Annotated in this window: 19 protein-coding genes; 7 read left to right on the top strand and 12 right to left on the bottom strand. The window is 44.7% G+C overall.

The features are described from left to right. Positions 1 to 63: 63 nt before the first annotated feature. Positions 64 to 552 carry an Rsd/AlgQ family anti-sigma factor gene (locus OH456_RS20720; protein ID WP_031493852.1) on the bottom strand — a complete coding sequence of 163 codons (489 nt, stop codon included), beginning with the start codon at positions 550 to 552 and terminating at the stop codon, positions 64 to 66. Between the two features lie 164 nt (positions 553 to 716). Between OH456_RS20720 and nudC the strand changes: the two genes are divergently transcribed. The 3 genes from nudC (at position 717) to OH456_RS20705 (ending at position 3,498) form a co-directional block, all read left to right on the top strand. After that, a complete protein-coding gene (gene nudC, locus OH456_RS20715) occupies positions 717 to 1,490 on the top strand; it encodes an NAD(+) diphosphatase (RefSeq protein WP_124941201.1) in 774 nt (257 codons plus the stop codon). A gap of 309 nt (positions 1,491 to 1,799) precedes the next feature. Beyond that, positions 1,800 to 2,867: a uroporphyrinogen decarboxylase gene (hemE, locus tag OH456_RS20710; protein WP_006071299.1), complete on the top strand. Its 1,068-nt coding sequence runs from the start codon at positions 1,800 to 1,802 to the stop codon at positions 2,865 to 2,867. Positions 2,868 to 2,967: 100 nt separating this feature from the next. After that, positions 2,968 to 3,498 carry a DUF4136 domain-containing protein gene (locus OH456_RS20705; protein WP_270034172.1) on the top strand — a complete coding sequence of 177 codons (531 nt, stop codon included), beginning with the start codon at positions 2,968 to 2,970 and terminating at the stop codon, positions 3,496 to 3,498. Between the two features lie 211 nt (positions 3,499 to 3,709). Here the strand turns inward: OH456_RS20705 and OH456_RS20700 are convergent, their stop codons facing one another. After that, a complete protein-coding gene (locus OH456_RS20700; protein ID WP_006071296.1) occupies positions 3,710 to 4,636 on the bottom strand; it encodes a D-2-hydroxyacid dehydrogenase in 927 nt (308 codons plus the stop codon). Between the two features lie 65 nt (positions 4,637 to 4,701). Here OH456_RS20700 and OH456_RS20695 point away from each other — a divergent pair, with 65 nt between their 5' ends. Beyond that, complete coding sequence (locus tag OH456_RS20695; protein ID WP_006071293.1) at positions 4,702 to 5,289, top strand: YjaG family protein; 588 nt, start codon at positions 4,702 to 4,704, stop codon at positions 5,287 to 5,289. A gap of 91 nt (positions 5,290 to 5,380) precedes the next feature. Here OH456_RS20695 and OH456_RS20690 read toward each other — a convergent pair whose 3' ends face one another. The 6 genes from OH456_RS20690 to OH456_RS20665 all read right to left on the bottom strand — a co-directional run bounded on the left by OH456_RS20690 (position 5,381) and on the right by OH456_RS20665 (position 11,460). Next, positions 5,381 to 5,860, bottom strand: coding sequence for a hypothetical protein (locus OH456_RS20690; protein WP_270034170.1), 480 nt, complete (start codon positions 5,858 to 5,860; stop codon positions 5,381 to 5,383). 36 nt (positions 5,861 to 5,896) lie between these two features. After that, positions 5,897 to 6,604: a winged helix-turn-helix domain-containing protein gene (locus OH456_RS20685; RefSeq protein WP_270034169.1), complete on the bottom strand. Its 708-nt coding sequence runs from the start codon at positions 6,602 to 6,604 to the stop codon at positions 5,897 to 5,899. Positions 6,605 to 6,607: 3 nt separating this feature from the next. Beyond that, positions 6,608 to 8,938, bottom strand: a complete 2,331-nt coding sequence (locus OH456_RS20680; RefSeq protein ID WP_270034168.1) for a fimbria/pilus outer membrane usher protein — start codon at positions 8,936 to 8,938, stop codon at positions 6,608 to 6,610. Positions 8,939 to 8,949: 11 nt separating this feature from the next. Continuing rightward, on the bottom strand, positions 8,950 to 9,609 hold the full coding sequence (locus OH456_RS20675) for a fimbrial biogenesis chaperone (RefSeq protein WP_107307270.1): 660 nt from the start codon (positions 9,607 to 9,609) through the stop codon (positions 8,950 to 8,952). A gap of 61 nt (positions 9,610 to 9,670) precedes the next feature. Further along, positions 9,671 to 10,435, bottom strand: a complete 765-nt coding sequence (locus OH456_RS20670; RefSeq protein ID WP_270034167.1) for a hypothetical protein — start codon at positions 10,433 to 10,435, stop codon at positions 9,671 to 9,673. 491 nt (positions 10,436 to 10,926) lie between these two features. Beyond that, positions 10,927 to 11,460, bottom strand: a complete 534-nt coding sequence (locus OH456_RS20665) for a hypothetical protein (protein WP_240207256.1) — start codon at positions 11,458 to 11,460, stop codon at positions 10,927 to 10,929. Between the two features lie 282 nt (positions 11,461 to 11,742). On the opposite strand from OH456_RS20665, the gene greB reads away from it, so the two are divergent. Beyond that, positions 11,743 to 12,228: a transcription elongation factor GreB gene (gene greB / locus OH456_RS20660; protein ID WP_006071280.1), complete on the top strand. Its 486-nt coding sequence runs from the start codon at positions 11,743 to 11,745 to the stop codon at positions 12,226 to 12,228. A 61-nt stretch (positions 12,229 to 12,289) separates the two neighbouring features. On the opposite strand, the gene OH456_RS20655 is transcribed toward greB, so the two are convergent. Next, positions 12,290 to 13,153: a helix-turn-helix domain-containing protein gene (locus OH456_RS20655; protein ID WP_006071279.1), complete on the bottom strand. Its 864-nt coding sequence runs from the start codon at positions 13,151 to 13,153 to the stop codon at positions 12,290 to 12,292. Between the two features lie 355 nt (positions 13,154 to 13,508). On the opposite strand from OH456_RS20655, the gene ompR reads away from it, so the two are divergent. Both ompR and envZ read left to right on the top strand, forming a co-directional pair. After that, positions 13,509 to 14,228 carry an osmolarity response regulator transcription factor OmpR gene (gene ompR, locus OH456_RS20650; RefSeq protein WP_006071277.1) on the top strand — a complete coding sequence of 240 codons (720 nt, stop codon included), beginning with the start codon at positions 13,509 to 13,511 and terminating at the stop codon, positions 14,226 to 14,228. Positions 14,229 to 14,321: 93 nt separating this feature from the next. After that, positions 14,322 to 15,641: a two-component system sensor histidine kinase EnvZ gene (gene envZ / locus OH456_RS20645; RefSeq protein ID WP_006071275.1), complete on the top strand. Its 1,320-nt coding sequence runs from the start codon at positions 14,322 to 14,324 to the stop codon at positions 15,639 to 15,641. Positions 15,642 to 15,781: 140 nt separating this feature from the next. Here envZ and recG read toward each other — a convergent pair whose 3' ends face one another. From recG to spoT, 3 genes are all read right to left on the bottom strand, one after another. Beyond that, positions 15,782 to 17,860, bottom strand: coding sequence for an ATP-dependent DNA helicase RecG (gene recG, locus OH456_RS20640; protein ID WP_270034166.1), 2,079 nt, complete (start codon positions 17,858 to 17,860; stop codon positions 15,782 to 15,784). Between the two features lie 139 nt (positions 17,861 to 17,999). Then, on the bottom strand, positions 18,000 to 18,686 hold the full coding sequence (gene trmH / locus OH456_RS20635; RefSeq protein ID WP_270034165.1) for a tRNA (guanosine(18)-2'-O)-methyltransferase TrmH: 687 nt from the start codon (positions 18,684 to 18,686) through the stop codon (positions 18,000 to 18,002). Between the two features lie 63 nt (positions 18,687 to 18,749). Next, positions 18,750 to 20,867 (bottom strand): bifunctional GTP diphosphokinase/guanosine-3',5'-bis pyrophosphate 3'-pyrophosphohydrolase, encoded by a 2,118-nt coding sequence (spoT, locus tag OH456_RS20630; protein ID WP_006071270.1) that lies wholly within the window; start codon positions 20,865 to 20,867, stop codon positions 18,750 to 18,752. Between the last annotated feature and the right edge of the window lie 2 nt (positions 20,868 to 20,869).

The following is a 20,869-nucleotide window of genomic DNA, read 5'->3' as shown; positions in this document are numbered from 1 at the left end:
GAACAGACCCACCTTGCGGGCCTGTCAAAGTTATAAGTCTATTGTTGCTTACAACAGCGTCCTCTATGCCCCTGGCGGAATCGCTAAACTATCAGCAATCAGTTGGATCAGCTTATCTTCTACCGCAAAGCGTAACTCTAAGATCTCCCCAACTTTTGACATATCCTGTTCGAAACTAGGCATCTCATCATCCACTTTCTTGTACTTATCGTTGAATTCAAGCAGTGGGTCAGTGGTCAGGACAATCTTGGCGTAAGCGGCATCAATCTCATCGTTGGTCTTGAAGCCAGTCGCTTTCCACTTATCCATGACCATATCGTAGATCTTAAAATGACCTTCAGAGATATAGTCGACAAGATGGTCGCAAAAGGAACCGATGTCTTTAGGAGAAGGCAGTTCGACGACGTTGGATTGAGCTTGAGAAGGTTGTAGAGAACCAAGCTTACAGTATTCGACGATAAGCGCTTGGCGAGTTTCTAGCCAGTGGTCGATGACTTCGCTGGAGCCACCCCATTGTTCTTGTACTTGTTTGAATTTATTTAACATGACCATGTCCTCATGATCGGGACCGCAATAGGCAGTCTCTAGCTTTGTAATGACAAAGAGTTACTGAGAAGTCGTTTCTCATGGTACCAGAATTAGAATTTCGTTTTTCTAGCTGGTATGAATTTAGATTGCCAGTAAAATGGTCGAACTGCAAGCAATGAGGATTCATGATGTTAAAAAAAAGTGAAAACCACATTCATCAAGCTTATTGGTGTGTGGTGTCAGGGAACGAACTATGGCTTGTAGACGGTGAGGTGCCGCAAGGTTCGGCGGAGCAATTTCAACTCCCAGCGGCGCAGGCTATTCAGGTTGGAGAGTTTGAAGGTACACCGGTAATGTGGCTCAATGATGCAGACCTAGACGGTGAGCGACCACTTACTTCTTTACGTGAGTTACTGCATTTACCAGAGGCGCTTTTCTACCAGTTATCCAAAGCTATCCAATATGGCTACATGAGTCAGTCGATGCGATTTTGCCCTCAATGTGGTGGACGAAATCATCTCAATCACAATCAACTGGCTATGCAATGCCAAGATTGCCGAACGCTACATTATCCACGAATTTTCCCATGCATTATTGTGGCCGTCCGCAAAGGGTCGCAGATTCTATTAGCTCAGCATAATCGCCATGCAGGCGGCATGTATACCGTGATTGCTGGGTTTTTAGAAGTGGGCGAAACCCTAGAAACATGTGTCGCACGCGAAGTGGAAGAGGAAACGGGCATTAAGGTGGGGAACATTCGCTATTTCGGCAGCCAACCCTGGGCGTTTCCATCAAGCATGATGATGGCGTTTTTGGCTGATTATGAGAGTGGTGAAATTAAACCAGATTTCTCCGAGCTGAAAGATGCGCAGTGGTTTGAAACCAATGCACTGCCTCTAGTGGCACCAGAAGGGACCATTGCTCGAGCATTGATCAATGCCACGGCAGAGCAAGTTAAGTAGGATAAAAAAAACCCTCCGCAAGCGGAGGGGGTAAGTAAGATGTCGTTATGAGATGCTGAGTGCGATACTCAGTTGTATTATTGTAATTTTCGCTAGCAAACAAACTTTTAACATTCCTATTAATGGGTTGCAAATTCGCTATTAGATTGGTCATTAATAATATGATCTGGCTTGCAAAGTGACTCTTTTTTGAGCGTTCAAGCATAAGACCGGATAGCCCTCAAATTTTGGTAAAAGAATTGTTATCTATGGCTGCACACGGTCAACGATTAGCGTTAAACTAACGCCTTTCGAATTGGAGAAAAAAGAATGACGGAATTAAAGAACGATCGCTATCTTCGAGCGTTGTTAAAGCAACCTGTAGATTACACACCAGTATGGATGATGCGCCAAGCAGGACGTTACCTGCCTGAGTATCGCGAAACACGTGCTGTGGCTGGTGACTTTATGTCTTTGTGTAAGAACGCCGAGTTAGCATCTGAAGTGACGCTACAGCCGCTTCGTCGTTTCCCACTCGACGCTGCCATTCTGTTTTCTGACATCCTGACTATTCCAGATGCGATGGGCTTAGGTTTACACTTTGAAGCGGGTGAAGGTCCTAAGTTTGAACGTCCTATTACTTGCAAAGCAGACGTCGACAAAATTGGTTTACCTGATCCAGAAGGCGAGCTGCAATATGTCATGAATGCAGTACGTCAAATTCGTAAAGACTTGAATGGCGATGTACCACTTATCGGTTTCTCGGGCAGCCCTTGGACGCTGGCGACATACATGGTTGAAGGGGGCAGTTCGAAAGCCTTCACTAAGATCAAAAAGATGATGTACGCAGAGCCACAAATTCTGCACGCACTACTGGATAAGTTAGCGGACAGTGTTATTGAGTACCTTAATGCGCAAATTAAAGCGGGTGCCCAATCGGTTATGGTATTTGATACATGGGGCGGTGTATTGACACCTCGTGATTACAACTTGTTCTCACTTCAGTACATGCACAAGATTGTTGATGGTCTTATACGTGAAAACGACGGTCGTCGCGTTCCAGTAACGCTATTTACTAAGAATGGCGGTATGTGGCTTGAACAAATCGCAGCGACAGGCTGTGACGCAGTAGGTCTAGATTGGACGATTAACATCGCGGACGCTAAAGCGCGTATCGGAGACAAAGTGGCACTGCAAGGTAACATGGACCCATCAATGCTTTACGCTCAGCCAGAGCGCATTCGTGAAGAAGTTGCGACCATTCTGGAAGGCTTCGGTGATGGTGGCACTGGTCACGTCTTCAACTTAGGCCATGGTATTCATCTAGATGTGCCACCTGAAAATGCAGGTGTATTTGTAGAAGCGGTGCACGAGTTATCTAAACCGTATCACAAGTAAATCAAGTTAATGTTTTTTAAAGCCGTCATCTTAAGTCGATGACGGCTTTTTTTCTATTTTTGACTAAGCTAAACAGAGGCACTCGTTAAGAGGACTGATTATGTTTAAAGTGGTCACCCCATTCCTTACTTCGCTGCTCTTTCTCATTGGTTGCGCCTCTGATGTGGCGACGGATTACGACTCAAGTACTAACTTCTCAGCATTCAAAACCTATCAATATCAAGAAAACAGTGCAGATCCTGTTAGCCTTGATAGAGCCCGCATCAAAAAAGCGGTCGACAATGAAATGGCATTGCGAGGACTGACGCTGGTGGATAAAGATGCCGATGTGCTGGTGTATTATGACATCCTAGAAGGTACAGAGTTGTTGGCGGACGGGCCAAGTTTTGGTTTCGGTATCGGGTCAGGTGGATACAACAGTGCTTATGGAGTAGGAGTTAGAACGCCAACTCGAGTGAAAGAGAAGAAGTTCGGAAAACTAAGCGTTGAACTTATTGATGTCAAGTCGAACGACGTGGTGTGGCGCTCGGTGTCACAGCGCCAATTGACTGAAACCATGGAGCCCGCAGATAGAGATGTGTTTGTGCAAGAGCAGGTGCACAAGATGTTCGAAGAATACCCTACGAAATAGTTTATCTGTCTCAGGTGGCTTACTGCATACGTCATTCCACTAGCTGCGAGTGGTGTGACTGTTCTTTAGTATGACTGATTCACAACTCACGTCATTCCAGCGAAGGCTGGAATCTATTTGAGGCTTAGTGCGTGCGTTGAGAGGACTCCTACCTTCGCAGGAGTGACAACTTTTTTGAGAGTTATGCCTGATAACGCTATAGCATCCCCCTTTAATACCCACGCTCAAAATCCACCAAATTCTGCAACTGAAACCCATCACGCCAGCGCAAATAGTTCTCCGCAAAAATCTCGACTACTTGCTCAGGAAAGCTGATGGCAGCAATATGTGGGGTTACGGTGACATTTGGGTTGTGCCAGTAAGGGCACTCTTGAGAAATAGGCTCGTTGATAAATACGTCCAAGAAAGCATGGGCCAAGTGACCTTTATCCAGCGCACTAAGTAGGGCATTACTATCAACGGTTTGGCCTCTACCTACATTGAAGAACAAAGCATGACGACAGGCCGCAAAGAGTTGTTCATTGAACAGTCCATCTGTCGTCGGGGTGTTGGGCAAGGTATTGACGATAATATCCGCTTGCTCCAGCGCTTTTTCTGCTTCATTGATATGAAAAGTTTCTGCAAACGCACTTTGGCGAGGAGGAATGCCGGTGCGATTGACACCGATAGGTACAATACCCAGTACCTTGACGGAATTCGCCAGATGACTACCAATCGCACCCGTACCAAAAATCACCATACGTTTGCCAATCAGCGATTGATAGCTGTGTGGCTGCCAGTCACGTTTTTGCTGCTGTTGTTTATAGAGATCGAAATGACGGAAGTAATTGATGGCGTAACCCAGCACATACTCACTGATCTGCTGACCAAAAATGCCTTTTACGTTAGTGAGTTTGTAGTCTTTACGCAGAGATTCGCCAAGTAAGGCATCAATGCCAGCATAGGTAGATTGAACCCACTGTAACTGCTCAGCACTATCGAGTTCGGAAGCAAGCTTTGGCGGCGCTGCCAGTACAATAGTGGCATTACTCAACTCAGAGATAATCTCCAAATCAGGCAGTTGTTTTGCTTCAAGCAGTGGCAGGTAGTGTTCATTGTTGTCCGTCACAAGTGCTAAGCGATGCTTTTGCGTCGTCATTTCTGGCTATTCCCTATCCGTTTGGTTACACTTCCGCAGACTATATTCACTACGGCAGAGCGACCATGTTAAAGAACCCTATTCAGGTACGTATCGAAAAATTTGAGCCTTGGCAGCATATCACTTTTATGACCTGTTTGTGCGAGCGTATGTACCCCAACTTCGCTATGTTCTGTGAGCAAACCGAGTTTGCTGAAGCGCGCGTGTACCGCAATATTTTGGATGCTGTATGGGAGCTGCTGACGGTGAAAACCGCCAAAATCAACTTCGAAAAGCAGCTAGAAAAGCTAGAAGAGGTCATTCCGAACTCAGAAGATTTTGATATCTACGGCGTCTATCCAGCGATTGATGCGTGTTTTGCCTTATCGACTTTACTGCATGGTTTGCTCGATCGTGATTACTTACTGGAATCAACGCTTAAGATCAGTCAACAGTCTGTCGCGACTGTGGCTCAGCTTGAGCAAGCAGAAACCGGTGTGGAAATCACCAATGAGAACCAAAAAGAAAACGAAGCTGTGTGTGAAGAATGGGATGTTCAGTGGGCTATTTTCCGTCCACTACGTGATTGCACTGAGCGTGATATAGAGCTGATTAAAGATCTTCGCCTTGAGCTTAAGGAAGAGGGAGTCAGTAACATTGGTGTAAGTATCTAGCGTACGCCTTCAGGATAGAAAAGTACGTTCTCAGGTAAGTTTTCCACGACCCGCCTGAGAACGACCAAACTAAACTCAATACCTTCTCGTATTAATCAAAAAAACTCGTCTTGCCAAACAAGGTGATGTCGTAGCCGATATCAAAAGGGTAATCAAACACAGAGATGTACTGATTAGGCTGTTTTGTCTTGAGCAACAGTCCAACAATTAACAGCTGATTATCATAAAACGTATCGGCATAAAGTGCTTGATTATCGGTGGCCACTGCAGGTTTTACCTCTCTCTGACTAATAAATAGCGTGTAAATCTCCGAACCTCGTTTACCCCAAAGCATGGTCTTATTAATGACTCTCCCGCTGGCTTTATTTTCAATATACACAGACAACACGCCCGAGCGGCATTTGCCTTTTTGCAAGTTGAGCTCACCATCATGAGTAAACCTATAGCTACATCCCAAGCCATTAACGAAGGGGTACAATAGCCAAACAACAGAAACCATTAGCAGCAAAGCAACGAAGCATTTTGATGTCGCTATTGTTCGCAGGTTGGCCATAGCATTGGTAGAGCGCATTCAGTATTCCTTACTATTCGAAGCTAAAATCTCGGTTCAGTGTTCTATTGGGACCAAGCGAATAATGCCATCTTCATCAGAAGTATCCCGAAAATACACCACATGACCCTCCGTCTCTTTAGAGAGGGTGTGTACCGTGTTATCTGGCAGAGAGAATGAGCCGACTAAAGTGGTGTTGCCACGCTTATAGGTGTGCATACTTGGCTTTATCGATGACACGTAAAAAATCACTAAAGCACAAAACAACAAGGCGGCATAAAGTGCCATTAAAGGCACCTTTTTTACTAACTCAAACCGAGTTGGTGTCGCAACTGTGTCGTTGGGTGAAGAGCATTCTTCGACTGGCTGAGCGGCTAGTTCAGAAGAGCTGGCGTCATTGTCATTAGCATTAGCGCTGGCTGAACTTACGTTCACGCTGACAAAAGGCACGTCATTGGTGATCAAAATGACATTAGGGTCTAACCGAAAACCAATAGTTGGAACGGTTTCTAAGCACATCACTAAGCCAACTTTATCCAACGCTGTCCGAATATTTCGGATGGCGACATTGAGCGAATTAGCGACAACAATCTTGCCAGGCCAGCCAACGTCCAATAACTGTTGCTTGGTTAATGGGTGCCCTTGGGCATTGCAAAGAGCTTCTAGGATAAGTCGCTCACTGCTGTTTAATTTGGCGATAGCAAGCCCGTCTTCCGCCAGGTGACCATTATTCGGGTTCAAGGTTATATTTGTGGTTGGTGTCATGATTTAGCTTCTATTACTTGGGGACAGACACTCGGCTTCATAATAATCTAAGCCAGACATATCGGTATAGCTGTCTTCAATAATGTTTACGTCACAGCTGAGCATAGGAACACTTAGGTGTTCCTCATTTTTGTCAAATGCCGCAATAAATACACGGCCATCACTGTCAAAGTAGCTACTAATCGGGGCATCATTACTATAAAGCTTAGTTCCTAATGAAACCTCTTGCCTCAGCTTAAGCATGGTGTCGCGCCCTTTTTTAACGTGATAAGTGACTAAGGTGAGAGCGCCTTCACTTGGAATCGTATTTGCGACGGTATTGTCAAGGTAGACTCCATCAGGAATCGACTTGGATTCGACTGAAACTCGATTTTGACTGTACGCAGAGGCTGAAGGGATGAGCGCAAAGCCATCCGCGTTTGTTTTACCGGCATTTCTTATTTTTAACCCTTCCACATCGTCAACTCTGACTAATATATTGGTGTCAGATAGACGCCGAGTGGGAAGCACGGTATTTTCCGCAACGACCAAGCCACCTTTCACGGTGCCTCTAACCTGTGAGCCCGATTGAGAGTTGGAGTATTGCAGAGAATAATTGTTATATTCACTATTGCTTGATAAAGACAACCCATGCCCAACAATGCCCTTCTTATCATCGAGACGCAGAGAGCCTGATACGGAGCTACTGTCGCCGAACCTCATACCACTAGACAACGAGGTACTCGCAGGGCGACCACTGCTGTGTGAGCGAGATAGGCTTACGCGCGATTTTCCCCAGTTGAGCGGCATCGAAAAATTCATTGAGAGTCGATTGTCGACGGCAAAGTTATTCTGGTTACTCTCTTTAGAATAGGCCTTTAGCGCGCTAACGGAGTATCGATAGTATTCATTACCAAATGAGTACCCTAAGCCAAAGCTTTGGAATTGTGCTTTGTCTGATCCTCCCAGAGACTGAAACAGACTGACGCTTCCAAGTTGAAAGGGCAGGTCGCTACCCGCTGATGTAGAGAACTGATAGCCTTTTCTACCCGTATCGGCAATATGGCTACTATTGATATCTCGGTACCCATTTCCCAAAAAATGACTCAGAGAGGTCTGAAAATTTAGTGACCAGAATGGCAAGCTTTTGGTTAAACTTGAATTGATTTTAGTCCCTGACTGACCCGTCGGTAGGTAAGTAGAATGTGCAGCAGAAAAGCGAACACCACCCAATAGGTCGAAATTCATCGTACTAGCTACAGATAGGTTACTATAGTCGCGTTCGACAAAAAGCCCAGTAGTTAAAGATTGAGTATCCGTTAGGCCATAGATCAACTCCCCTCCTAAAAAGGCGTGTGAGTTGGTTCGTTGTAGCCCTGTAAATAAGCTATGTTCGCTAGTGCCTTGCTTTAGGACACTGAGTACCAATTGACTAGGAACTGAAAAAACCGCTTCACGTCCATCTTCTTCTTTAATGCTGACCACGAAATCACTATTGGAACGAATGTTCATATCGTTAATAGTAAATTCGCCGGCCGCCACGTATTCAGTGTGAATCAGTTCGTTGTCTTGATAAACACGCACTTCGGCATTCGTTTCCGCATTGGCACGAATGGTCGTAGTGTCCGTCATTTGCCCTGATTGATACAAACGGCTATTACTGCTCAAGCTAACGCCTTGCATATCGACCGACCCCATGACTGCTGTGCTTTGACTAAGTTCACCAAACATGAACTTGCTGCGCAGTGAAGGAATATTGGTATATCCATAGAGATATCCATTGGACATTGTCGTCTTTTGATTCATCAGAGAAGCCGAGAGGCTACTCTTGAAGCGAAACCGTCCCACATTGAATTGAGGGCTTGCTGAACCGTACGCTTTGTAGTTATCGTCAAACCTAGTCGTCATTCCAGCCGAATACGGTAACATTAATGCTGTGACACCATCATCATAATGAGCCAGAGCATACTGCTTTTCTGACAGCAAAAATCTGGAAGGGATGTTCATGGTTATTTCGAAACTGCCAAAATCAATATCCAAGCCAATTTCGCTGCTTAGCACACACGAGCCTTGTGTTAAGTTGATATCCGGTTTAATGCCGAACTCACTTAATTGCTGTTCTGAGAAGCATGGCGTGCTTTCTCCTTGCTCATTGGTGTAGAAGCGAATGGATTCAAAATACGTTCGCCTTTTATTGACGGTAATTTTAAAGTCATAGTTGCCATCAGGGATGTGATTAACCAAGCTACCGAGGGAAGCTCCTTCAGAGATGCCACTAAGGAGAGCAAGATCAAAGCCTCCCGCAAAAGATAGTAAGGGAGCAGTTAGAATGAACAGAATTAGGGAGCGTAACATGGGTAATATTTCTATAGCGAGCGTTTATCTTTAGCAAGTAATCCAATGTCGTCGATGTAATTTAATTCAAAAGAACGTTTGGGGTTAAAATTGCTACTTTTAGTAAATGTAATCTCCTGATAAGGGGCAATCATTTGTACTACCATCGTCTCTTCTTTTCGTTGTTCAATAGAGATGAGCGTGATGTGTAATGGAGAATCATTTCTTACTGTAAAATCATCACCTTGTTTGTTAATAACGAGTTTCTTTACTGCGTCTGCCATGGTTACTGTCGCAATGGATTTCGGCCTGATAAATAACTTGTAATGCATATCCATGCTAGCAATGACATCAGATGGAGTATCTGACTGCTCTTTTATAGAGACAGCACTAAGAGTTCGATATGTTTCTACCTCATTAGAGTCCATTACTGACTCTAAATTATAGATTCTGAACCCTGAGCGGCTATCTGCTTTCGATAGAATGATATTCGGTGTTATTATCGGCAGCTTCTCTTCATCAAAGCTGTCATCTAATATAGAAAGCTGTACTAATGTCGCAGAATCTGAGTTATTAACGATTTCACCTTGAAAGTATTTACTCCCTTCAATATAAACAACCCTAGCTCCGGGAATGGCAATGGCATAGCAAATACTTGGTAGCATTAGTATTAGAAATATATATTTTTTCATTTTTTACATCTCTATATCTTTGGAGTATATAAATACTCCAAAGATAGGAATTAAATAAGTATTATTGAATCTTTGCAGTAAAAGACATTACTTTATTGACTTCTTTATCTGCCGTGTGATTCCACATAGCGTACTTCCTATGGTCAATATTCATAATCGTTGTTAATGTAAGAGTATTATCTTTGGCAAATTCTGCAAGTCGGTGCCATTCTGATGTTTCTCCTGCTTTTACAATTTTATAGCCATTCTCGATCTGGACTTTATTATTGCCATCAATAGATGCTGTAATCTCGAAGTCTTTTTTCTTGATAACCGTTGTAAACCATACGCCAATATCGTCCCCTAGTGCATACCAAGTCTGATCATTTTCCTTCCAATAGGCATCTTGAACGGGATAGGCAAACTTTCCTTCTGTTGCACTTTTTCCATTCATTGATGTATTTTCAATATTAAAAAACGCCATTTCACAGCCATTACCAGTTAATTGTAAGCCCGTTTCTCGAGTATCAAGAGTATTGTCTTTCTCATTATTGAGTGTCACATCGCCAAATTGAACATCAAACCCGGCACCAGAAGCAAAATCAAATGAACAAATGGCGCCTTCATAGTTAACATTTGCTGTGATGTTTAGTTGAAGGTCTTTGCTTTCCACGTTTCGATCTTTTATGTTGTTGTGTTCGCCATAATAAGATGAGAAGTCATATTCGCCCTTTTGTCCCGGATGCACATCCTTATCGTTATCGATTGCCATTGCTGATGATGTGCTTAGTGCTAATACAAGGCCAACGCTGCTAGCTAGAGTTTGTTTTGTTAAGTTAAAAGTCATGAGTTATTTTCCAAATTAAATAGTTTGTTGCTTGAGTGGGGTTAAATATGAATGTCAGTGTGTTCTGATTCGAGACGAAATTTATTGTTTTTTTGGAACCCAGTTAACTAATAAATGATTATAAAAAATAAAAAGTCATACATATCAGTGGCTTATAATTTTCATTGTGTTTTTATACAGCACTAATTCTTGTTGATATTGAGCTTGAGCTTGAGCTTGAGCTTGAGCTTCTCACCAGTTGTAGAGGCTATTGCACTAAAACAAACAAACTTGAGAGAGAAACTACTGAAAGTTAGATATTAGAACCTGGTATTAGTTTGCAGTTTGATATGGGGGCAACAATTAGATAAGTTGTTGGTTGGTGGAGTTATTTGAAATATGCTTCTAAAGTTGATAAATAGAAAGAGGTCAACGACTTTCGAAAAAGAGTGCTAAGCGAAGTAAGATTTTCAGCACTCTATGGGGTTTATCTTCACGAAAGTATTGGTCAACTATCTAAAACTTCGTATTTTGGTGACTAAAAAGGGAATTGTTTGGAACATCTCTTTTACGTCTGATACATATTGTGCAGGAACATAAATAGCGCAGATTCTCATTATGCTAATACCGCTGATACTAACGGGATGTGCGGTAAACTTAGCACGCAGTGGGACAAATGAGTCTAAACCGATTAGCACTTCATAGTTGTCCTCATCGAGTAAACCGCGTTTGGCATAATGATTAAGGCTTTCGTGGTACCTACGAGTATAATTTAGGCTAACACCTTGGCTTATGGGTTGATTGCGAAACAAGTTGTCTAATGTATTCCCCCTTTCTCCAGATTTTAGTCCTTCGGCTCGATGGAACCAAGGGGTACAATCTATTTCTTCAGCCGATAGTAACGCTCGGAATTTCACCAACCCTTCTAAAGCGCTTGAATTAGTGCCATGAACAAAATGTACGCCTAATTGCTCCATATCCTCTAATTGAAGATCTCTTTTGGTAAGTTTAAGTGGAGGTAGAAAAGAGGCTTTATTTCTAAACATGATGTTTTCCTTAACAGTGAATGTTCGAAAGTGATGCGTTGAGAATTCATTATTGGTATTAGTTAAGGGGGTAAGTAAAAGAATAAGTCCTAATAAAAAATAAAAACGATATAAATCATTGGGTAACCATGTTGATAATTAGGTAGTTTAAAATGGTGTTTTGACGGTTTACTATCATTTCAGCAATTCGTTGGAGTGCAAGGAGGGAGGATTTTGGGTTCATACAAAGTCAAATAGTTCGTTATAATCTCTCAGCAGCAGTTGCTATTAATAGAGAGCAAAATGAAGACCAAATTGATCACGCGTGAAGGCTACAACAAACTGAAACAAGAACATGATTACCTCTGGAACGAGCGACGTCCTGAAGTCACTAAGATAGTGACGTGGGCGGCGAGTTTAGGTGATCGCTCTGAAAACGCAGACTATACCTTCAATAAGCGTTTGCTTCGCCAAATCGATCGCCGTGTTCGCTTTCTGCGCAAGTTCTTACCTGAGGTCACCATCGTTGATTATTCACCTCAACAAGAAGGGAAGGTCTTTTTCGGTGCCTGGGTGGAGATTGAAAATGAAGAAGGTGAAACCATGCATTTCCGTATTGTTGGTCCCGAAGAGATTTACGGCGATGCAAAAGGTTATATATCGATTGATTCCCCTATGGCGAGGGCGCTGCTAAAAAAACAAGTGGATGATGAGGTAGTGGTGAAGACCCCTCAAGGAGATAAGGAGTGGTTTATTAACTCCATCACTTACCAACAGCACTCTGAATAAATAGAGCGATTTGAGCTCCTAAAGTGGTATGTCTTTGAGAGCTCAAATTGCGTGCTGTGATTTATGACAGAGCTAACTCGTCCGTTTTGTGTGTGGGAGCTGAGCGGCGGTTACGTTGAATCTTCTGATGATGGCTCAGTAACGTTAGGATTCGCCCTTCATCGTGAATTTGGTCGAAAAACGGATTGGCGGCTAGCGTGTCGACTTGGCATTCATACACAGTAATATGTCCGCTTTGGTACTTTTCAGGAATATAGATATCCGAGATCAGAGTTTTAGCGTAAGGCTTGATCGCGGTGATCAATAAGGTTTTACCTTCAAACAGCTCACACGCGTAGTTATGCACTAATCGATGCAAGTCTTTATTAAGCGCCACATAGCTAAGTAGGCAGTTCTGCCCGTTAATATCCTTACCATGCACAATATGACCAACCACTGCGTCCCGGTGCTTAGCAAGAACCACATTGATTTCTTGAATGGACATGACGTCTATCAGTTCTTGAAACGTGATAAAACGATAGTGCTCTTGTGCGTAGACGATTTGCTCTCGATAGATCTCTGGCAGATTATCCCAACGATAGCTTTCATAAGTATCAATCGTATAAGGGTAGAGCGTGTCAAACCCTCTAAAGAAGTCATCATATTTTTCGACCCCTTGAATGATGCGACGTTCATCTTCTGAATAATGGTAACTTTGCTGGAAAAACGTGGCGACCCCGATTCGGCGCATCAATGAAGGCTGTCCGTTGCCATGCTCCCACTTACTGAGCATTGGCTGGTTTATCCCTTGAAATGCTCGATGGGATAAGCTCAGCGCTTCAACCAGTTCCAATTGAGACATGCCATTAAAATTGCGCCAATACTTCAGTGCTTGTGCGAAGTTATCGCGTGAAAACGGACTCTCCGATTGTGCTTCAAATGTCATAATCTCTCCTTGAGTTCGATAAACTAGTGATAGTTTACTTAGGTTATATGACATGGGCTTGGTGGGGCGCACAAAAGCATATTTTAAAACGTTACAAAGGGTTAGTAGACGTTGAATAGTTAGCGTGCAGGTTAACGAAGTTGCAGCAAGTAAAATTAGGCAACATTAGATATACATCACTTATATCACTTAGAGCAGTGACGAATGTGTCTGATATGAGCCATAATTAATAAACGTTAACAATTCTCTGCGCAATTATTGGCCATGAAATGTTACATTTAGTGCAGATACTCTTCTGACACACTTTTTGTTGACGGAGGGGTCGGTAAATTGCTTTTTAGTGGTGGAATCGAATATGCAAGAAAATCACAAGATTTTAGTTGTTGATGATGATGCACGTCTACGTGCATTACTAGAGCGTTACTTATCAGAGCAAGGATTCCAAGTACGCAGTGTTGCTAACAGTGAGCAGATGGACCGCCTGTTAACCCGTGAAAACTTTCACCTTATGGTATTGGATTTAATGCTACCAGGTGAAGATGGCCTGTCGATTTGTCGTCGTTTACGTAACGCCAACAACATGTTGCCGATTCTGATGCTGACAGCCAAAGGTGATGAAGTTGACCGTATTGTCGGCCTAGAGGTCGGTGCGGATGACTATCTACCGAAACCATTTAACCCTCGTGAGCTACTTGCTCGCATTAAAGCGGTATTACGTCGTCAAACTATTGAAGCTCCTGGCGCGCCAAGCCAAGAAGAGTCAGTGGTTGAGTTCGGTGATTTCCGTTTGAACCTTGGTACACGTGAAATGTTCCGTGGTGAAGAGGCAATGCCTCTAACATCTGGTGAATTTGCAGTACTAAAAGCCTTGGTGACCAACGCACGTGAGCCGATGTCCCGTGATAAGCTGATGAACATGGCTCGTGGTCGTGAGTACTCGGCAATGGAACGTTCTATCGACGTACAGATTTCTCGTCTGCGTCGTATGCTGGAAATCGACCCAAGCAAACCTCGCTACATTCAAACTGTGTGGGGTCTAGGTTATGTGTTTGTGCCGGACGGCAAAGAAGCATAATCAGAAATGTCGATAAGGCTCTGGATGGATTCAGGGCCTTTTGTTTATTATCTACCTCAGATTCTTCTCATCTTCGCTCTCTAAGGAAAACCTATGCGATTTCGTAGCTCCTTCACGCAATCCATTCTGCTGTTTTTTACACTCTTGATTGCTAGCCAAGTTTTTTCTTATTACGCCGTGTACAACTACGCTCTTGTACCTAGTTTGCAGCAGTTCAATAAGATACTGGCGCATGAGCTATCGTTTTTCTTGGAAGACAATGAAGCGATTGATGAGCAGCTTGAAATGGATGCTCCTTTACGCCGACGTGTATTGGAGCAGTTGGGTGTCACTATTCATGCTGATGACAGCGCGATGGCGAACGAGTTTAACCATGCGATGCCTATCGACCTGATGAGCGAGGAGATGAGTGATGAGCTGGATTCAAAAACTGAAGTTAGGCTGATTCTGGGAGCTGAAAGCTACATCCTTTGGATGAAGATAGACGCACTGCCCAACTCGTTGATACGCATTCCGCTGTCAGAGTTGCAGGAAGAAGACTTTGCGCCGCTGTTTAGAAACAGTTTGATTATGGCGCTATTGGTGATTGCGGGTGGTTGGCTATTCATTCGCTTGCAAAACCGGCCACTTACCGCACTCGAAAATGCAGCCAATTTGGTGGGTAAAGGGGAAATCCCGCCACCTTTACCTGAGAAGGGGGCGTCTGAGATTCGCTCGGTTACGCGTGCCTTTAATCAAATGGCAAAAGGTATTCAAGAGCTTGAGCAAGACCGTACCTTATTAATGGCGGGCATCAGCCATGATATTCGCACCCCATTAACGCGAATTCGCCTTGCGACAGAAATGATGTCGCCCGAAGATAGCTACTTAGCAGAGGGCATCATCAGCGACACTGAAGAGTGTAATGAAATCATTGGCCAGTTTATGGATTATCTAAAACCGGTTAATACTCAGTCATTTGAACCGATGAGCCTGAATGACATTTCTTCTGATATTGTCTCATCGGAAGGCGGATATGAGATCCAGATAGAATATGCCCCAATGGCAACTATCAAAGATATTGAAGGCAGTCCAATTGCGATTAAACGTGCTATTACCAACTTGGTGGTTAATGCGGTTCGTTACGGCAATGGCTGGGTGAAAGTAACCACAGGTATGACGGCGGACAACAAACTGGCTTGGGTCACTATTGAAGATAATGGTCCCGGTATCGAAGAGAGCCAAATCGGTCGTCTATTCGAACCTTTCACGCGAGGTGATACCGCACGAGGCAGTGAAGGGACAGGTCTAGGACTGGCGATTGTGAAGCGGATTATTAGCCAGCATCACGGCTCTGTGAGTATTTCGAATCGCAGCGCTGGTGGACTGAAGGCACAAGTGAGTTTCCCTGTAGCTAAGAATGGTTTGAGGTAGAGGACTTATTGGTTGTGCAGAAGGTTTACTTTACGTAAGCGGCGTGCTGAATAAGATCCCTTTCTCAAGGTGATGAAGGCGCTATTTCATTGAATAGTGCCTTCATTGAATAGCCCCGTCATAAAGAAAGAGTAGGCGTCTTATGCCTTGGCATAAAACTCTCTATCGCCTAACCAACGGTCAATAATTTTCTTAGCATTCTCTGGATATTGCTCATGCACATGTCGTGCAATTCGTTGGACTTCCGGTACCAGCCTTTGGTCACGCACCAAATCGGCAATCTTAAAGTCAGCCAGTCCAGTTTGTTTGGTGCCAAGTAGCTCACCTGGGCCACGAATCTCTAGATCTTTTTGGGCAATAACAAAGCCGTCATTACTTTCCCTCAGTACGCCTAAGCGCTTCTGAGCAGTTTTAGAGAGTGGAGAGTGATACAACAGCACACAATGACTTGCCACGCTACCACGGCCAACACGGCCCCGTAACTGATGCAATTGAGCTAGACCAAGGCGCTCTGGGTTTTCGATGATCATTAAACTGGAGTTAGGGACATCCACACCGACCTCAATGACGGTGGTTGCAACCAGAAGGTGCAGCTCGTTATTTTTAAACTGCTTCATCACTTGTTGTTTTTCAGCCGGTTTCATTCGACCATGAACTAAACCGATTTTAAGATCAGGCAGTTTACGTTGCAGATCTTCGGCGGTCTCAGCTGCTGCTTGTGCTTCTAATACCTCTGATTCATCGATTAATGTACAAACCCAATACGCTTGTTTGCCCTCGTGTAAGCAAGCATTTTTGACACGCTCAATGATGTCGTCGCGTTTTGTATCTGGAATGGCAACGGTTTGAATCGGGGTTCTTCCTGGTGGCAGTTCGTCGATTACCGAGGTCTCCAAGTCGGCATATGCCGTCATGGCTAAGGTTCTTGGGATTGGCGTGGCAGTCATAATCAACTGATGAGGGTAGAAACCTTGTTTAGCACCTTTTTCACGCAGCTCTAAGCGCTGGTGGACACCAAAACGGTGTTGCTCATCAATAATAACCAGCGCAAGGTTGTGAAAATCAACCGACTCTTGGAATAGGGCATGTGTCCCTACGACCATTTGAGCTTCACCGCTGGCAATACGTGCTAACTCTGCTTCCTTAGCCTTGCCTTTCTGTTTTCCTGATAACCAACCAACTTGTATCCCCATGGCTTCAAACCAACCTGCAAAGTTGATGGCATGCTGCTCTGCAAGTAATTCGGTCGGTGCCATCATAGCCACTTGATAGCCATGTTCTATCGCACGAACAGCAGCGAGCGCAGCTACCAAGGTTTTACCTGACCCCACATCACCCTGAACTAGGCGCATCATGGGAATAGGTTTAGCAAGGTCAGTTTCGATTTCTTGCACCACTCGTGATTGCGCACCCGTTGGGGAGAAAGGCAATTGTTCAAGAAATTGATCCTTCAGTTTTTCAACAGGCGCTAAGCCAATGGCTGTATCTTGTTGACCTTTACTGCGCACCGCTAGCATAGAAAGGTTTTGCGCCATCAACTCTTCAATAATCAGTCGCTGCTGAGCAGGGTGCTTACCTTCATCAAAGTCGTCCAAATTAATCGTTGGTGGTGGACGATGGATCGTGTGTAGCGCCTCGGCCAGGGTAATTTGTTGGTTATACAGACCGCTTGGAAGCAATTCGTCTACAGCTGCTTTGTCCATGAGCTCAAGAGCTTGGTCAGTGAGATTACGCAGTGTGAGCTGCCTTAATCCTTCTGTGGTTGGGTAAACAGGGGTTAAGGTTTGCTCTAACTTTGGTGCTTTACCTTCGGTTTGAAATTTGTACTCTGGATGGATGATTTCAAGACCATGGTTGCCACGCTTCACTTCACCATAAGCGACAATAAGGCGACCTTCAGAGAAGTTGTTCTTCATCGCTGCGGTAAAATTGAAGAAGCGTAGTGTAATAGTACCGTTGCCATCGCTTACTTTGACCGTCAACATCTTGCGACGCCCGAAAGCCACATCACTACTCATGACTTTCCCTTGCACTGATCCCCAAAGACCAGGGTGCAAACGAACGATCGGATAGATACGAGTACGATCTTCATAACGGTGAGGTAAGTGAAACAGTAAATCTTGAACCGAGTGTAAGCCGACTTTCGCCAGTTTTTCAGCGACTTTAGCTCCTACGCCAGAAAGCGAAGAAAGAGAAATTGCCGATAACAGCTGAGCCATATTTACCATCCATTAAAATGTCATATGCAGATATTCAAGCATTTTACTGTCTTTTTGTACAGTTTTTAGCGAGGTCTGGTGTGTGATTGCCGAAGCGCTTCAAAGGAACTATAAAACCAGCCTTAAAGCATACTCAGTTCTATTTTTTCTGCATTTCCTGCCACCACTCTTCTGTCGCTAAAATTTGGCCTTGGTCATCGAGTGGCGGATAAGGGAGGCGTTTTTTCTTGGCAACTTTCGCCAGTACGGGGTGGCCGCGTTCGAATAGGATTCGATGGATGGTTTCTTCGGGCAGAGCACTGACATCGCGATCGTACAGGCCGGCATTCTGGCGTTGTCTTTGAGCTTCAAACAAAATCAGTGCGCTGGCGACTGAGACGTTTAGGGACTGCACCATGCCTACCATAGGAATAATGATGTCCTGATCTGCTTCGGTGAGTGCATCTTGGGTGATGCCGTGCTTCTCGCCACCAAGAATAATCGCGGTTGGCTTGGTGTAGTCGATATCACGAAAGTCGACAGCGTTTTCGGAAAGGTTAGTGGCTAGTACCTGCATACCTTGCGATTTTAACGTGCGAACGGCATCAGCTACAGTATCGTGAGTTTCAACCTCAACCCAGTTTCTAGCGCCTGCGGAGGTGTGACTTAAAGTACGCATTTTCTCATCCGGCCAAACTGCATGAACTTTATGCACTCCAGCAGCATCGGCAGTACGAATGACCGCTGAGACATTATTGGGCTTATGGACTTGTTCTAGCAGTAAAGTCAGGTCAGGTTGGCGTGCCTTAAGCACTTCTTGGATACGAGTGTAGCGTTCTAAGTTCATCAATAGGTTCCAAATAAAACGGGCTCGATAATTATCGAACCCGTATTAGATCAAGCAGTTGTGTTAGTTCTTACGACGTCTAACACGTAGTGCATGTGGCATCACACGAATGCGCTTCATAATACCAGCTAAGTGAACACGATCTTTAGTCGTTAGCAGTACAGTGACTGTGTACAAACGGCCATCGCGTTCTTCTGTAGAGATACCGTGAATATTAGAGCCAGTCTTGGCAATCACATTGGTCAGCTCTGCGAGCGCACCTTGGTGATTCTGCAGGTCAACTTTTAGCTCAGCAGTAAACTCTTGCTCGTAATCGTCACTCCATTCAACCGCCATGTACTTATCAGGCTCTTTCTGGTGACCACGAACATTCGGACAAGTTTCTCTGTGTACCACCAAGCCGCGGCCCGGAGAAACGTGTGCGATGATGTGATCATCTGGAATAGGGTGACAGCAGTTCGCGAACGTCAGCAAGATACCTTCTGCACCACGGATCGGTAAGCGTTTACCCGACGTTGGTACTGAACTGGTCTGCGTCAGTTCATCGGTATCGCCAAGTAGACGACGAGCAATAACGATACTCATCAACTCACCAAGGCCGATAGCGGCTAGCAGGTCATCAATACTGCCCAGTTTGAGATCAGTTAGCACTTCGTTGATGTTTTCTGGGTAGATCGTATCAACAGAGTGACGGCCTAGAGCATGGTTCAGCAGGCGGCGTCCTAATACTACAGATTCTTCACGGCGCATTGTCTTCAGAACCTGACGGATCTTAGTGCGGGCACGTGAAGTCACCACATAGTTAAGCCATGCGGCATTAGGTCTTGCACCTGGTGCGCTGATGATTTCGACGGTTTGGCCGTTTTTCAGTGCTTTGCTAAGTGGGTATGGATTACGATCCACTCGCGCACCCACACAGGTGTTACCGACATCGGTATGGACGGCGTAAGCAAAGTCGACGGCGGTTGCGCCAAGTGGCAGTTCGACAATACGACCTTTTGGTGTGAACACGTAAATTTCGTCTGGGAATAGATCCGATTTTACGTTTTCAATGAACTCAAAGGAGTTACCAGCACTTTGTTGTAGTTCAAGTAGGCTTTGCATCCAGCGCTGCGCTTTAATTTGTGCAGTGGTGCCAGTACGGTCGCCATTACCCTTGTATGCCCAGTGTGCTGCCACACCTTTGTCCGCCATTTGGTCCATGTCTTCAGTACGAATTTGTACTTCTACTGGAACGCCATGAGGGCCCACCATTGAGGTGTGCAAGGATTGATAGCCGTTCGCTTTTGGTACCGCGATGTAATCTTTCATGCGACCAGGACGTGGCTTATACAGGCTGTGGACTTGGCCAAGGACTCGATAACAAGTGTCTGCAGTATCTACGATGACGCGGAAAGCATAGATATCCATGATGGTATGGAATCGCTGCTCTTTGGTTTTCATCTTGTTGTAGATAGAGAAGAGGTTTTTCTCACGTCCCAATACGCGAACGTTGAGGCCAACTTCATTAAGTCGTCCTTCAATCTCGCTATGGATTCGCTGAATCATCTCTTTACGATTACCACGTGCCGATTTCACGACTTCTTTTAGTACGCGATAACGGTTTGGGTAAAGCGCTTCAAAGCCAAGCTCTTCAAGCTCGGTTTTGATGTTGTGAATACCTAATCGGTGCGCAAGTGGCGCATAGATTTCAAGGGTTTCACGAGCAATGCGACGCTTTTTGTCAGGACGAAGAGCCCCAAGCGTGCGCATGTTGTGGGTACGGTCACTCAGCTTTATAAGAATAACGCGAATGTCCTGCACCATAGCGAGAACCATTTTACGGAAGTTCTCTGCTTGGGCTTCTTTACGATCGCGGAATTTAAGCTTATCGAGCTTAGATACGCCGTCGACGAGTTCCGCCACCGTCGTACCAAATTGTTCTTCTAGCTCTTCTTTGGTGACTTCCGTATCTTCAATAACATCATGCAGCAGTGCCGCTTGTAGCGTTTCAATATCCAGACGCATTTCCGCGAGGATACGAGCTACAGCAACAGGGTGGATGATGTATGGTTCACCGCTAGAGCGGGTCTGCCCTTCATGGGCATCTCTTGCTACCACATAAGATTGACGCAGAGCCTCAATTTGAGGCTCTGTTAGGTATTCTTGGGCAACGTCTTTAAGGCTATCGAATAGGTACAAAT

Source organism: Vibrio sp. La 4.2.2 (genome assembly GCF_027586995.1).
In the GTDB taxonomy this organism is placed as follows: domain Bacteria; phylum Pseudomonadota; class Gammaproteobacteria; order Enterobacterales; family Vibrionaceae; genus Vibrio; species Vibrio mediterranei.
This window is presented reverse-complemented; position numbering and strand designations above follow the sequence as displayed.